Annotated in this window: 15 protein-coding genes; 9 read left to right on the plus strand and 6 right to left on the minus strand. The window is 67.3% G+C overall.

Going from position 1 to position 14,212, the window contains the following annotated elements; genetic code table 11:
* A partial coding sequence (locus tag AC1DKN_RS17570; protein WP_476851260.1) for an L-serine ammonia-lyase, iron-sulfur-dependent, subunit alpha occupies window positions 1-252 on the plus strand: 252 nt, incomplete at its 5' end.
* A 93-nt stretch (window positions 253-345) separates the two neighbouring features.
* Here the strand turns inward: AC1DKN_RS17570 and AC1DKN_RS17575 are convergent.
* Window positions 346-915 (minus strand): TspO/MBR family protein, encoded by a 570-nt coding sequence (locus tag AC1DKN_RS17575; RefSeq protein ID WP_476872034.1) that lies wholly within the window; start codon window positions 913-915, stop codon window positions 346-348.
* 114 nt (window positions 916-1,029) lie between these two features.
* On the opposite strand from AC1DKN_RS17575, the gene AC1DKN_RS17580 reads away from it, so the two are divergent.
* Together AC1DKN_RS17580 and AC1DKN_RS17585 are read left to right on the plus strand one after the other, a co-directional pair.
* Window positions 1,030-2,103: a lipid II:glycine glycyltransferase FemX gene (locus tag AC1DKN_RS17580; protein WP_476872035.1), complete on the plus strand. Its 1,074-nt coding sequence runs from the start codon at window positions 1,030-1,032 to the stop codon at window positions 2,101-2,103.
* A 30-nt stretch (window positions 2,104-2,133) separates the two neighbouring features.
* Window positions 2,134-3,630 (plus strand): threonine/serine exporter family protein, encoded by a 1,497-nt coding sequence (locus AC1DKN_RS17585; protein ID WP_476872036.1) that lies wholly within the window; start codon window positions 2,134-2,136, stop codon window positions 3,628-3,630.
* A 195-nt stretch (window positions 3,631-3,825) separates the two neighbouring features.
* On the opposite strand, the gene AC1DKN_RS17590 is transcribed toward AC1DKN_RS17585, so the two are convergent.
* Together AC1DKN_RS17590 and AC1DKN_RS17595 are read right to left on the minus strand one after the other, a co-directional pair.
* Window positions 3,826-4,665 carry a siderophore-interacting protein gene (locus AC1DKN_RS17590; RefSeq protein ID WP_476872037.1) on the minus strand — a complete coding sequence of 280 codons (840 nt, stop codon included), beginning with the start codon at window positions 4,663-4,665 and terminating at the stop codon, window positions 3,826-3,828.
* A 51-nt stretch (window positions 4,666-4,716) separates the two neighbouring features.
* Entirely contained in the window at window positions 4,717-5,523 is an 807-nt protein-coding gene (locus AC1DKN_RS17595) for a uracil-DNA glycosylase (RefSeq protein ID WP_476872038.1), read from the minus strand.
* A gap of 124 nt (window positions 5,524-5,647) precedes the next feature.
* Here AC1DKN_RS17595 and AC1DKN_RS17600 point away from each other — a divergent pair, with 124 nt between their 5' ends.
* From AC1DKN_RS17600 to AC1DKN_RS17625, 6 genes are all read left to right on the plus strand, one after another.
* Window positions 5,648-5,989 (plus strand): DUF3263 domain-containing protein, encoded by a 342-nt coding sequence (locus AC1DKN_RS17600; protein ID WP_476872039.1) that lies wholly within the window; start codon window positions 5,648-5,650, stop codon window positions 5,987-5,989.
* Window positions 5,990-6,082: 93 nt separating this feature from the next.
* Window positions 6,083-6,721, plus strand: coding sequence for a LytR C-terminal domain-containing protein (locus AC1DKN_RS17605; protein WP_476872040.1), 639 nt, complete (start codon window positions 6,083-6,085; stop codon window positions 6,719-6,721).
* Window positions 6,722-6,879: 158 nt separating this feature from the next.
* Window positions 6,880-7,083, plus strand: a complete 204-nt coding sequence (locus tag AC1DKN_RS17610; protein WP_230008017.1) for a cold-shock protein — start codon at window positions 6,880-6,882, stop codon at window positions 7,081-7,083.
* 59 nt (window positions 7,084-7,142) lie between these two features.
* The gene (locus tag AC1DKN_RS17615) at window positions 7,143-8,411 is read left to right on the plus strand and encodes an ABC transporter substrate-binding protein (RefSeq protein WP_476872041.1); all 1,269 of its coding nucleotides are present in this window, start codon (window positions 7,143-7,145) and stop codon (window positions 8,409-8,411) included.
* A gap of 295 nt (window positions 8,412-8,706) precedes the next feature.
* Window positions 8,707-10,344, plus strand: coding sequence for a chaperonin GroEL (gene groL / locus AC1DKN_RS17620; protein ID WP_079555368.1), 1,638 nt, complete (start codon window positions 8,707-8,709; stop codon window positions 10,342-10,344).
* Window positions 10,345-10,479: 135 nt separating this feature from the next.
* Window positions 10,480-11,493 carry an RNase H family protein gene (locus tag AC1DKN_RS17625; protein ID WP_476872042.1) on the plus strand — a complete coding sequence of 338 codons (1,014 nt, stop codon included), beginning with the start codon at window positions 10,480-10,482 and terminating at the stop codon, window positions 11,491-11,493.
* 13 nt (window positions 11,494-11,506) lie between these two features.
* Here AC1DKN_RS17625 and AC1DKN_RS17630 read toward each other — a convergent pair whose 3' ends face one another.
* The 3 genes from AC1DKN_RS17630 to AC1DKN_RS17640 form a co-directional block, all read right to left on the minus strand.
* Window positions 11,507-11,794 carry a WXG100 family type VII secretion target gene (locus tag AC1DKN_RS17630; protein WP_026538909.1) on the minus strand — a complete coding sequence of 96 codons (288 nt, stop codon included), beginning with the start codon at window positions 11,792-11,794 and terminating at the stop codon, window positions 11,507-11,509.
* A 190-nt stretch (window positions 11,795-11,984) separates the two neighbouring features.
* Window positions 11,985-13,451, minus strand: coding sequence for a sensor histidine kinase (locus AC1DKN_RS17635; RefSeq protein ID WP_476872043.1), 1,467 nt, complete (start codon window positions 13,449-13,451; stop codon window positions 11,985-11,987).
* Between the two features lie 2 nt (window positions 13,452-13,453).
* Entirely contained in the window at window positions 13,454-14,164 is a 711-nt protein-coding gene (locus AC1DKN_RS17640; RefSeq protein ID WP_018775770.1) for a response regulator transcription factor, read from the minus strand.
* Window positions 14,165-14,212: the final 48 nt, after the last annotated feature.

Genomic DNA, 14,212 nt, shown 5'->3' on the forward strand with positions numbered 1-14,212 from the left:
GCGATGGAACATAACCTGGGCCTGACCTGCGATCCGATCGGCGGGCTGGTCCAGGTCCCGTGCATCGAACGCAACGCGATCGCCGCCGCCAAGGCCATCAACGCCGCCAAGATGGCGCTCTGGGGCGACGGCACGCACCGGGTCTCCCTGGACGAGGTCATCGTGACCATGCGCGAAACCGGCAAGGACATGAGCTCCAAATACAAGGAAACCGCGATGGGCGGCCTCGCCGTCAACGTCGTGGAGTGCTAGGAAGCTGACCGCCGCCGGCCCGGGCTGAGGTGGCGCTAACCGGCTGCTCCGGCCATGCGGCCTACAGCTGTGCGGCCTGCAGCTGTGCAGGCGCTAGTTGTGCAGTGCCGCCCACAGGTTCAGCGAGGATGCGTACACGATCCACGACAGGTAGGGCAGCATCAGCAGTCCTGCCGCCCGGCTGATCGGTCCGAAGAGCACCACCGTCACGGCCACGGCCACGGCCAAAGCCACGATGATCCCGAACGCGATCCACAGCGCAGGCGTCCCGAGCGCCGGGTACAAGGCGAAGAAGACCGGCGTCCAGAGCAGGTTCAGCCCCAACTGCACGCCGTAGGCTGTCAGGGCCGCTTTGGACCCCGGGGCGCGGCTGCGCCAGACCAGCCACGCCGCGACGGCCATAGCGGCGTACAGGACCGTCCAGACAGGCCCGAAAACCCAGTTCGGCGGGGACCACGGGGCCTTGTCCGCGGTCGCGTACCAGCCGTTGACGTGGTTGGCCGTGGCCAGGCCGCCCAAGGCCGCAACGAGCGCCGACGCGCAGAGGAACAGCAGCAGCGCGACCACCTGGGAGAAGCCGCCGCCCGCGCCGCTTCCGACGCCCTTAGAGTGGCCGCCGGGCGCCCCCGGACGGCCTTCCAGCGGTTGTTGCTGAGCCTGCATGAGACCAGCGTAACCGCCTGACCCGGACCGGCGGCAGGGTGCGGACCGATAGACTTGGGGCTGCATGTCCGCATGCCGCCGAAGCTCGTACCGCAATGATTGGATACCGCACCCTTGCGAGAATTCACTGCCCGTTTTGCCTCTGCCGAAGAGATTGCCAACTGGGATGCCCACGTCACCGCGAACCCCAACGGCGGCAATCTCCTGCAATCGGAAGCCTTCGCCGAGGTCAAACAGCACTTTGGCTGGAAGCCCTTGCACCTGGTGTACGAGTCGGCCGATTACACGAGCTACAACCTGGTCCTGGAGAAGTCCTTTCCGGTCCTCGGCAAGCTCTGGTACCTGATCAAGGGACCCGACGTGGCGTCCGTCGAGGACATCCCCGGGATCGTCGCGGCGAACGCGGACTTCGTCAAAAGGGCCAAGCTGGGCGTCTTCGCGATCAAGATCGAACCGGATGTTGTCTTGTCCGACGACGCCGCGCGGATCCTTGAGGGGGCCGGACTGGTCAAGACCCACAACCTGCAGCCGAACGACTCAACGGCGCTGCTCGATATTGAGCCCGAGGAAAACCAGCTGCTGCGCAACCTGCACTCCCGGGGCCGCAACGCCGTGCGCCGCGCCATCCGCGAGGGCGTGGAAGTCCACAACGTCGAGCCCACGGAAGAGAACTTCCGGGCCATGTATGCCCTGATGACCACCACGGTGGAAGCCAAGTCCCAGGTCCGGGTGCGCGAGTACGAGTACTACCGCCAGTTCTGGACCAACTTTCTGAAGCGGGACCAGGGCAGGCTGCTCTTCGTGTACGAAAACGGGGTGCCCTCGGTGGGCGCGTTCGTGATCAACTACGGCCGCAAGGGAACGTACAAGGACGGCGGCTCCCTGCAGAAGCGTGGCCAGTACGGCGACTCGCACCTGGTGCAGTGGACCGCAATCAACCAGGTCAAGGACCTTGGCTGCACCGAATACGACTTCTGCGGCACGCCGCCGAGCGACAAGCTCAAGGACACCTCGAACCCGTTCCATGGCCTGGGCCTGTTCAAGACGAGCTTCAGCAAGACCGTGACCGACTTCGTCGGCTGCTATGACCAGGTCCTGAGCCCGCTGAAGTACAAGGCCTGGATGACGGCGGGGGAGCGCGTCGCACGACAGGTCTACACCCGGCGCACGGGCCAGCAGTTTTACTAAACAGCCGACGAGGACAGTGAGGAGGCCGGAATGAATAACGGATACAGCGGCCACCGCAGGCCGCCCACGGACGGCCTGCCCCGAACGCAGCCGATGTCGCCGGTGGAGGTGCGCCAGAACGCCGCCGCGAAGCGCATGTTGCGCAGGTTGGTACAGGGCGAGAACCCGCCGACGGCGCCCATGAGCATCGTTGACCGGCTCGCCGGTAGCCCCTATGCGAACCCGATGATCCAGGTCGGCGGCGTCGACGCCTCGGCCCGCAAGACGATCGACTTTGCCTTGCATCTGGCGGAATCGATGTTCCGTTACGGCGCCGGAGCCCTGGAAGTTGAGACCAGCATCATCGCCATCACGGCCGCCCTGGGACTGAAGAACATCGAAGTGGACATCACCAACCAGTCGGTGGCCATCAACTATGCCCCCAAGGACCAGACGCCCATCACGTTGCTTCGTGTCGTGCGGTCCTGGACCAACAACTACGCGGGCTTGGCCAAGGTGCACCAGCTCGTCACGGACATCGTCTCCGGCGGCGTGGGACGTGAGGAGGCTGTGCGACGGCTTGAGGACATCACCCACAGTTCCAAGCCATTCCCGCGCTGGATGGTCACCGTGGCATTCGGCGTGTTCTCGGCCGTCTTCGTCGGTGTTCTCGGCGGCGACCTCGGAGCCTCTGCGGTCGCTTTCGTCTCCAACCTGCTGGTGAGCCTGCTGGCCAGGCAGCTAGGGCGGTGGCGCACACCTGACTTCTTCGTCACCGCCTCGTGTTCCTTCCTGGTCACCTTCATCGCCCTGCTGTTATGGCGTTTCGGCGGCATGGTAGGAATCCAGATACCGCCGGCCATCGTGGTGGTCGGCGGAATCCTGCTGCTACTGCCGACCGGACGGCTCGTCTCCTCGGTGCAGGACGCGATCAACGGCTTCCCCGTCACGGCGGCCGGCCGTTTCCTCTCCACCATGCTGACCTTCGGCGCGCTCGTTGCCGGCATTGCCGTCGGCTTCGTAGTCGGGGATATGACCGGCATGGAGGCGATCGATGTCACCGAAACATTCCCTCCGGCGTATCCGTGGTGGGCCGTGGTCATCCTGATCGCCATCGCGGTGCTGATGATCGGCATCACGGAACAGACCAGCTGGAAGCTGCTGCTGCCGACGGCGGCCGTGGGGGTGGTGGGCTACCTGGTCCTCATCGGCGGCGACGCCCTGGGCATCGGATCCCGCTTCGCCCCGGCCCTCGCTGCCGTGGTGATCGGCCTGCTGGCCCGCGTCGTGGCCCTCCGGATGGGCGCCCCACAGCTGGTGGTGGCCGTTCCCGCCGCGCTGATTCTGCTCCCCGGACTCACTATATTCCGGTCGATGTATGTATTGACCATCGAGGAATCGGAGATTCTCATGGGCGCTGGCGGCATGCTCAACGCCGGGGCCATCGTGCTCGGTGTCGCTGCCGGCATCGTGCTCGGCGACACCTTGGCGCGGCCCCTGACGCGGAGCCTGGCGAGCAACGAACGGCGCAGGGCCCGCCGCCGCTAGATCTTGCGAGGAATGCCCGTCCGGCTCCCCTAAGGCGCCGGATTTCCCACTTTTGCCGGGACGCGACGGTGTGTCAGCCCGCCGCGCCGGCGTGTCCCGGCGTCGTGGTGGCAAAGGTGGGGAAACTCCGCAGCGTCAAATCTTGCCCCGCCTAATCTCGCGCCGCTAGATCTTGCCTCGTTAGATCTTGCCCCGCTAGATCTTGCCTATCGGCAGCTTCTTCTCCGCCTGGAAGTCGTCCTCCATCCGGCCCTTGGCCCAGTAGCCCGAGAGGGACACCTGGGCCCGCTCCAGCCCGCGCTGCACGTAGAACACGTCCCGGAGGCCCTTCATGTAGCCCCGCTCGCCGTGGGCAAAGACCTGCACCCGGCCCTCGGGCCACTCGGCGTCGCGCACCGCGGTGACCAGCAGTTCGCTCTCACCGGCGGGTGCGCCGCCGCGCAGCAGCCAGCGCAATTCGACGCCGGCCGGCCCGGCGATGGCCTGGACGTCGGCGTCGCTGTCCACTTCGAGCAGGGCGAGGCCGCGGGCATCTTCCGGCAGGGATTCGATCGCCGCGCCGATGGCCGGCAACGCTGATTCATCGCCGGCAAACAGGTACCAGTCCGCGGCCGGGTCCGGGTTGTACCCGCCGCCGGGGCCGGTGAAAGTCAGGCGATCGCCGGGCTGGGCCGAGGCCGCCCAGGGGCCGGCGAGCCCCTCGTCGCCGTGGATTACAAAGTCAATGGCCAGTTCCTGCGCCTCCGGGTCCACCCAGCGGACCGTGTAGGTCCGGGTGTGCGGCCACTGACTGCGCGGCATGGTTTCCCGGATGGCCCACAAATCCAGCGAATCCGGGTATTCGACGCCGGGTTGCGGAAAGACGATCTTGACGTACCGGTCCACATAGTCGTTGTTGACGAACCCGGCGAAGCCGGGGCCCCCGGCGATGATCCGGACCATGTGCGGGGAGAGCTGCTCCCTGCGCAGGACCGTCAGATCGGTCTGGGGGCGCGAGTTCCGGGTGGCGGTGGTGGCTGCGGGGACGGATGTCATGCAGCTAAGCCTAACCAAGAACCCCCGGCGGGAGCTTTGCGCGGGGGCCTGTTACGGCAACGGCGGAAGCTCCCAGTCGACCGTCCCGTTGCCTTGTTGCAGCAGCAGGGCGTTGGCCCGGCTGAACGGCCGGGACCCGAAGAAGCCGCGCGAGGCCGATAGCGGGCTGGGGTGGGCGCTGGCGATCACGGCTGCGGACCCCAGCAGCGGCCGCACGGACTCGGCATCCTTCCCCCACAGGATCGCCACCAGGGGGGCATGGCCCGCACCGGATACGGACGAGCGGCCGGCGACTGCCCGGATGGCCGCCGCCGTCACGGCCTCCCAGCCCTTGTTCCGGTGCGAGCCCGCCGCGCCGGCACGGACGCTGAGCACCCTGTTGAGCAGCAGTACGCCTTGGTCCGCCCAGTGGCTGAGGTCCCCGTGGACGCGCGGGGGGAAGCCGAGATCGGCCTGAAGTTCCTTGTAGATGTTTGCCAGGCTGCGGGGGATCGGCCGGGTGGCGCCGTCCACGGCGAAGGACAACCCCACGGCGTGCCCCGGCGTCGGATACGGGTCCTGGCCCACCACCAGCACCCGGACGCCGGCCAGGGGCTGCCGGAAAGCCCTCAGCAGGTTTGCCGGCGATGGCAGTACGCCGTGCCCGGCGGCCACTTCGCCCGCGACAAAGGCGAGGGCTTCGCGCAACTGCGCCTCCACCGGCGCCAGCGGTCCCGCCCAGTCCGGAGCAACCAGCGCGTCCAGCGGCCGGCGGGCCAGGTCCGCGAAGCTAAGGGTGTCCGCGGCTGCGGGCTCCAGCTCGAACAGCGCGTCGGGTTCACTGGCGGGGTCAAACTCGGCATCAAACACAGCACCCATTCTTCCCCAGCTGCGGCCCGTTTCTGCGCCCGCCCGAATGACAACCCTGTCATTCGGCCGTAGCATGGGGACTGACTTTTTACCGGATCCAGCCAGGTTTTTTGGAATCAACCAGGAGTGTGTCGTGGCCGAAACAGCGCAAGAGCACGTGCTCGCGGGGGATTCTGCCGTCTTCCCAACCGCCGGCGCGGGCCCGGACGGGGTGTCCGCGGAGTCTGCGCTGAGCGCCCGCGACCAGCAGATGCTGTCCTTGGAGCGGCAATGGTGGAAGTACGCCGGGGCCAAGGAACAGGCCATCCGCGAGCTGTTCGATCTGTCCGCCACGCACTACTACCAGATCCTCAATGCCCTCATCGATACCGAGGATGCGCTGGCCCACGATCCCATGCTGGTCAAGAGATTGCGTAGACTACGTACATCACGCCAACGTGCCCGCACTGCCCGTCGTCTGGGAACAGATTCGTAAAGTCGCGTCACGAGCAGCCGGATGCGCACGTCCTGTTGCGTCCGTTCCGGCCTCGGGCACCCCGTATGAAATCAGCAAGGACGTCGTTTTACCATGACCAAATACGCTCGGGATGAATTTGATCGGGTCCCGGAGACCTCTACCCGGCAGGGAGTCCACCGGGCCGTCGCGGCATCGCGGCGGCGGAGCCTGGCGCCGATCCTGGCGGCTGGCTGCGTAGCCCTGGCCATCGGCCTGGTGGCCTTCCTGATCCTGCCGAAGCTCGGCTTCTCCGCAGGCCAGGCGGCGGCCGTGACGGCCGGTGGCAGCGCGTCCGCATCTGCCAGCAGCAGCCCGTCCGCCACAAGCACCATGAGCCCCAGTCCCACGCCGACGAGCCCGGAGCCGGCCGGCACGGACGCCGCCGCCGCGCCGGCGGCTTCGCCGTCAGCTACGCCGAGCGCCACAGCCGCCGCCGTCGACAAGACGCAGCCGGTGACGATCTACAACGCGACCACCACCGCCGGCCTCGCCACCCGCGTCGGCGGCACCGTCACCTCCGACGGCTGGGTCCTGGGCGAGACAGGCAACTGGGGCGGTGTCCCGCAACAGACGTCGGTGATCTTCTACAGCGGCGTCGAGCAGAAGGGCAATGCGGAGGCACTCGGAGCCCTCCTCGGCGTCGACACCCTCGTGGACTCTGCCGAGTTCAACATGCCCCTTGTCGTCGTTCTCGGCCCCGGCTACCAGTAGCCAATCCGGTTACGCCTCAATAACTATTAGGCGGCGGCCCTGCCCGCCGCCGGCGTTCCTGGGGGACGCTGTGGGTACAGTATCTGCGGATTTCTTTTCGCAGTCCGCGGCGCACATCGAGGTGGGCCGCACGCAAGCTAGCTGAAAGTGTGGACACCATGGCACTGGGAACCGTCAAATGGTTCAACGCCGAAAAGGGCTACGGCTTCATCGCCGTGGACGGTTCCGAGAACGACGTCTTCGTGCACTGGTCCGCGATCGTCGGGGAAGGCTACCGCGCCCTGGACGAGGGCCAGCGGGTGGAACTGGAAGTCGGCGAGGGCGAAAAGGGCCCGCAGGCCGAAAGCGTTCGGCCCGCCTAGTGGTACTGGCTGCCGTCACGAACGCCTCAAGGAACGCGGCCGGGCGCCGTGGAGGACATTTGCCGCTGGGCCGCGCCCTGGCGGCGGGCACCGTAGCGGCCCTGGCCCTGACGGGCTGCCTGGGCCCCGCGGGCAGTGCCCGCGTGGCCAGCGCCGACGCCAGCGGTGACGGCACCCTGCGCATCGGCCTGATCCTGGACAACACGGGCAAGCAGAACTTCCTCAACGCCTCCGAGCTCGCGGCGGCCAAACTTGCCGTCAAGGAGATCAACGCTGCCGGCGGGCACAAAGGCAAACCGGTGGAGCTGCTGCCGGAAACCATCAGCACGGACACCGCCGCCCAGGCGAAAGCGCTGGTTGCCGCCAAGGCCGACGTCGTGATCGGCCCGACCGATTCCAGCCGTGCCCCGGCCGCCATCGACGTGCTGGCCAACGCCAAGGTAGCCGTGATCTCCCCGGCCAACACCGCCGCCGCGCTCAGCAACTACAAGAGCGGCGGCTACTATTTCCGCACCTCGGCCGCCGACATCGCCCAGGCATCCGTCCTCGCCAAACTGGTCAAAGACGGCGGCGCCAGGACCCTGGCGGTGCTGCATGAGGAAGGCGACTACGGCAAAGACGTCGCCGCCGCCGTCGGCGGTGCGGCGAAACAGTCCGGACTGGAAGTCGTGGCGAACGAGGAGTTCACCCCCGGCCAGGCGCAGCAGGCTGTCGCCGCCGCTAAGGCCGCCAACCCCGACGCCGTCATCCTGGTCTCGCGCGACGGCGCACAGGGCGCCATCGCCGAGCTGAACAACGCCGGCCTCGCCGGCAAGAAGGTGGTCCTCAGTGACGGAGCAGTCAGCAAGTACGGCTCTGGCCTGGGCGCCCGGGCGCTCGAGGGTGCACGCGGGATCCTGCCCGGGGTGTTTCCCTCCGCCGCCTTCCAGGCGGACCTCGTGGCCGTTGATCCCGGGCTGAAGGACATGGTGTTCGCCGCCGAGACGTACGACGCCGTCGTCCTGGCCGCCGTCGCCGCCGCCGCCGCAGAGGACGACGCCGGCACCTCCATCGCGGCGTCCCTCGTCGCGGTCTCCGGCGGAACCCCGGCAGCAGGCGGAACCGGGGCCGGCGGCAGCCAGCCGCCCAGCGAGTCATGCACGAGCTACAAGGACTGCGTCGGCGTCCTCCGGGCAGGCCAGCGGCCGGACTACGACGGCCAGTCCGGACGGATCAACTTTGATGCCCACGGCGACATCACCGAAGCGAACTACATGGTTTCGACCTACGGCGAGGACAACCTGCCCACGGTGGACGGCACAGAAGCCGCGAGCAGCAGCGGCGGCTGATCGCTCGTAGCGTATTGTGCCCGCGTGGCGGCCGGTTCCGGCCGGCCACTGCTTGCACTCTCCCCGGGGGAGTGCTAATTATTGATTTAGCACTCCAAGGCACTGACTGCTAACACGACGCCCGGTCCGCCCGGCCGCGAAGTGGGGCAGCCGGTCCAGGAGCTAAAGAAACACCTTGCTGGGGTGAGATCCCGGACCCGGCGGCATACAGAGGCCGCGGGGTTGGGATCGTCCGTCGCGGGCACCACAGCGAAGGTTCATTCTTAACGACTGTCCCGAAAGGACTACTGCCGTTATGGCCAAGATCATTGCATTTGATGAAGAGGCACGCCGCGGTCTTGAGCGGGGCCTGAACATCCTCGCCGACGCCGTCAAGGTCACCCTCGGCCCGCGGGGACGCAACGTCGTCCTCGAAAAGAAGTGGGGCGCCCCCACGATCACCAACGATGGTGTTTCCATCGCCAAGGAGATCGAGCTGGACGATCCCTACGAAAAGATCGGCGCCGAGCTGGTCAAGGAAGTTGCCAAGAAGACGGATGACGTCGCAGGCGACGGCACCACCACGGCAACCGTGCTGGCACAAGCCCTGGTCAAGGAAGGCCTGCGCAACGTCGCGGCCGGCGCTGACCCGCTGTCCCTCAAGCGCGGCATCGAGAAGGCTGTTGACGCGGTCACCGTCGAGCTCCTGGCCTCCGCCAAGGAAATCGAGACCAAGGAAGAGATCGCCGCCACCGCGTCCATCTCCGCCGGCGACAACGAGATCGGCGCCCTGATCGCCGAAGCCCTCGACAAGGTCGGCAAGGAAGGCGTCATCACCGTCGAGGAGTCGAACACGTTCGGCCTCGAGCTGGAGCTGACCGAAGGCATGCGCTTCGACAAGGGCTACATCTCCGCCTACTTCGTCACCGACGCTGAGCGCCAGGAAACGGTCCTTGAGGATCCGTACATCCTGATCGTCAACTCCAAGATCTCCAACGTCAAGGAACTGGTTGCTGTCCTGGAAAAGGTCATGCAGTCCAACAAGCCGCTGCTGATCATTGCCGAAGACATCGAGGGCGAGGCCTTGGCCACCCTGATCGTCAACAAGATCCGCGGCACCTTCAAGTCCGTCGCCGTCAAGGCTCCGGGCTTCGGCGACCGCCGCAAGGCGCAGCTGGCCGACATCGCCATCCTCACCGGTGGCCAGGTCATCTCCGAGGAAGTCGGCCTCAAGCTTGAGACCGCCGGACTCGAACTCCTTGGCAAGGCCCGCAAGGTTGTTGTCACCAAGGACGAGACCACGATCGTCGAGGGTGCAGGCGACGCCGACCAGATCGCCGGCCGCGTGTCCCAGATCCGCGCCGAGATCGAGAACTCCGATTCCGACTACGACCGCGAGAAGCTGCAGGAGCGCCTGGCCAAGCTGGCCGGCGGCGTTGCAGTCATCAAGGCCGGCGCCGCAACCGAGGTCGAGCTCAAGGAACGCAAGCACCGCATTGAGGACGCCGTCCGCAACGCCAAGGCTGCTGTCGAAGAGGGCATCGTCGCCGGCGGTGGCGTTGCCCTGATCCAGGCCGGTGCCAAGGCATTCGCGAACCTGCAGCTCTCCGGTGACGAAGCAACGGGCGCGAACATCGTCCGCGTTGCCATCGACGCCCCGCTGAAGCAGATCGCCTTCAACGCCGGCCTCGAGCCCGGCGTCGTCGTGGACAAGGTCCGCGGCCTGCCCGCAGGCCACGGCCTCAACGCCGCCACCGGCGAGTACGTCGACCTGCTGGCCGCCGGCATCAACGACCCGGTCAAGGTAACCCGCTCTGCCCTGCAGAACGCGGCTTCCATCGCCGGCCTGTTCCTCACCACCGAGGCCGTTGTAGCCGACAAGCCCGAGAAGGGTGGCGCCCCGATGGGCGGCGGCGACGACATGGGCGGCATGGGCGGCATGGGCGGTTTCTAACCACCGGCGCCAGCCATCACCGGCTGTTCGACGACGGCGGTCCCACCTTCGGGTGGGGCCGCCGTCGCCGGTTAAGCGCGGCCCCTGTCCAAGGGGGCGTCGGTGGGCGTCGGCGGGTTCTGGCAGGATAGGTCAGTGACGATTACAGCAGCGGCCGACGGTTCGGCCTTAGGAAATCCTGGCCCGGCCGGCTGGGCCTGGTACGTGAATGACGACTGCTGGCGGGCCGGGGGGTGGCCCCACGGCACGAACAACCAGGGCGAACTGATGGCGGTGCTGGACCTGTTCCGGGCAACGGCGCACATGCCCGGGGAAGACCTGCTGATCCTCTGCGACAGCCAGTACGTCATCAACGCCGTGACCAAGTGGATGCCCGGCTGGAAACGCAAGGGCTGGCGCAAAGCCGACGGCAAGCCGGTGCTGAACGTGGACCTCCTCAAGGACATCGACCAGGCGCTCGTGGGCCGCAAGTACACCTTCGAGTGGGTGCGGGGCCACGCGGGGCACGAGCTCAACGAGGCGGCGGACGTCCGCGCCCGGGCTGCGGCCACGGCGTACCAGCAGGGCGTGGCCGTCCGGCAGGGTCCCGGGTTCGGCACCCCGGAGGGCGAACCGCCAGCGGGCGAACCGCCAGCGGGCGAACCGCCAGCGGGCAAAACACAGCAGGGCATGACACAGCAGGACAAGATGCAGCCCGCCGCCCCGCCCGCAGCCGGCCAGCAGGAACTCTTTGGCGCGCCGGGGACCTACGACGAACCGGACCTCTTCAGCGAACTTGAAGAAGAACCTGCCGTAGACCGGGCGGAGGCCAGCGCCGAAGCCGTCGTCGAGTCCCTCGAACGCGAACTGCTCCGCCCCGAAACCCGGGCAGACCTGGGCCGCACGGGCGTGCTGCTCCACCCGGACTTCACCGAAATCGGCAGCTCCGGCCGGATCTGGACCCGCGACGCCATGATGATGTCACTCGAGGACAACCCGGGCGGAGCCGTGGAGCTGGAACTGTTGGGCGCGGACCGGCTGGGTGAGAAGACCATCCTGCTGACCTACCGCAGCCACACCCGTGAGGGATCAGCCCTGCACAGCTCCCTGTGGGTCCTTGAAGGCGCCCAATGGCGCCTGCGCTTCCACCAGGGCACACCCGAGGCCTGAGGGCGCGTGCGGCTCACGTGAAGCGCTGCGCATTGCCCAGTTCCGCCTGCGCATAGGTGGCGGCAGCGGAGTTCAGCGCGAGGTTGATGGACGCCAGGGACGCCTCGACCCTGCCCTGGGTCAGCGTCCACTCGGCCACGAGGGTTTGGAAATTAGTCGCCGCGGAGCCCCGCCAGCTGCCCTGGAGCTCGTCCAGCCCCCGTTTCATGGCGTGGACGTCCGCGCTGATCCTCTCCACCGTGGCCTGCACGTTGGCGGACTTCAGCTGGAGGAGTTCGGTATCGACGGAGATGATGCTCATGGAAATGCCTCTCGAATGCTCGGGAGGCGGCCGCGGCCCGGCGAAGCACGGTGAACGTCAGCGGGTCTGCGGTGAGGTATTGCGGTGACATTTTCGGTGAGAGCTGGCGGGGAGCGGCTGCCTCATCCGGATCTTCCGGACACCTCGAGCGTAGGCGGGCGGCCCGCCGGCCGGACACCGCCGTCGGCCCCTATGTGGATAAGTCCGCTGTGGACCGTTCCGTGGCCTCTTCGTCCAGGAGCGGGATGCTGACCACCAGCGTGGCACCGCCGCCGTCGGTCTTCCCGACCCGCACGGACCCGGAATGCGAGCCGACGATGGCGGCCACGATCGCCAGGCCAAGTCCGCTGCCGCCGGTCTCCCTGGTCCGGGAGGTGTCGGCCCGGTAGAAGCGCTCGAAAATACGGGCCGCCTCCTCGTCCGGAACCCCCGGTCCGTGGTCCCGGACCTCGATCACGGACTGCCGTGTTCCGTCCGGTGCGGTCCGGACCCCGACGCCAATTTCGACTGGGGTGCCCTCCGGCGTGTAGCGCAGGGCATTGCCGACCAGGTTGCTGACCACTTGGCGCAATTTGGCTTCGTCGCCCAGCACCGGGGCGGCGGCCGGGGCCGCGCCGTCAATCCCGGTGAGGTTGATGGTGCGGCTGCGGTCGCTCGCCTGGGTGTCCACCACGGCGTCGTTGGCCAGCAGCAGCAGGTCCGCGGGCTTCTGCTGCAACGGCCGCTGTTCGTCGATCCTGGCCAGCAGCAGCAGGTCTTCGACCATGGCTCCCATGCGTTTGGCTTCGCTTTCGATCCGCCCCATCGCCGTGGCCACGTCTTCCGGGGTGGACAACGCCCCGTGCCGGTACAGCTCGGAGAACCCGCGGATGGTCACCAGCGGGGTTCTCAGTTCGTGCGAGGCGTCGGCGGCGAAGCGCCGCATCCGCGCCTCGGACGCCATCCTGGCGGCGAAGGCCGTCTCAATGTGCGCGAGCATGGCATTGAGCGAGCTCCCAAGCCGGCCCACCTCCGTGCCCGGGTTCTCCACCTCCACACGCTGGGACAAGTCTCCCGCGGCGATCGCGGCGGCCGTCTTCTCCACCCGGGCCAGCGGCCGGAAGGACCGCGAAACAGTCCAGGTGGCAATGAAGAACGCCAGCACGAGCGTCAGCAGGCCCACACCCACCACCACCAGGGCAGCGTGTTCCATCACCGAATCCACGGGGTCCAGCGGCAGCCCGATCACGACGACGGCGCCACGGTTGTTGTTGTCCACCACGCTGACGGCCACGACCCGCCAGCTGCCGCCCTCGGATCCGCGGACCTGGAACGGCATCTGCTGGCGTTCCCGGGCCTCGACCGAGGAAAAGTTGCTGAGCGCGGGGTGGGATTCCTTGTCGCCGCCGAAGGTGTAGGGCGGAAGACCGGGGCTGAAGAGCATCAGCGAGTAGTCGGTGGGAACGGTGGAGTTGGTCTCCTGCAACTGGCTGAAGGACTGCTGCTGCCGCGCGGATTCGACGGCGGCCCGGAGCTTGTCATCCACCTGGCCCTGCAGGAAGCTGTGCAGCAGCGTCAGCGTGCCCGCCCCGGTAGCCGTGAGGGCCACCAGCATGAGCGCCATCATGATGGCCACGAGCTGCGAGCGCAGCGACGCCGATTTCCAGCGGTACAGCAAGGTCAGCGCTTCTCGGCAGTCCGCAGAACGTAGCCGACGCCGCGCTTGGTCTGGATCAGTGCCGGGGCATCGGGATCGATATCCACTTTGCGGCGCAGGTAGGAGATGTAGGACTCCACGATCGAGGCGTCGCCGTTGAAGTCGTACTCCCATACATGGTCGAGGATCTGGGCCTTGGACAGGACCCGGTTCGGATTGAGCATGAGGTAGCGCAGGAGCTTGAATTCCGTGGGCGAGAGCTCGATCACGGTCCCGCCGCGGCGGACCTCGTGGGCGTCGTCGTCGAGCTGGAGGTCATCGACCCGGATCACGGCGTCGTCGTCGACCTGGGGTTGCGTGCGCCGGAGTACGGCGCGGATGCGGGCCACCACCTCGTCGAGGCTGAACGGTTTGGTGACGTAATCGTCCCCGCCCACGGTCAAACCGGTGACTTTGTCCTCGGTGTCGTCCTTGGCCGTGAGGAACAGGACCGGGAAGTGCTTGCCGGCGGCGCGCAGGCGGCGGGTAACGGTGAAGCCGTCCATGTCCGGCAGCATGACGTCCAGCACCGCCAGATCGGGGGAGTGCAACTCAGCAGCAGCCAGCGCCTCGCGTCCGCTGCCGGCCGAGACGACTTCAAAACCAGCGAAGCGCAGGGACGTGGAGAGCAGCTCGCGGATGTTCGGTTCGTCATCGACGACGAGGAGCTTGGCTTCGGGACCGTTCTTCTTCATGTTCCCATGATGCTCCCAGACTCTGGGAGTTTTCTGAATGGAGGTTGT

This window comes from Arthrobacter sp. 01N444 (genome assembly GCF_056399305.1).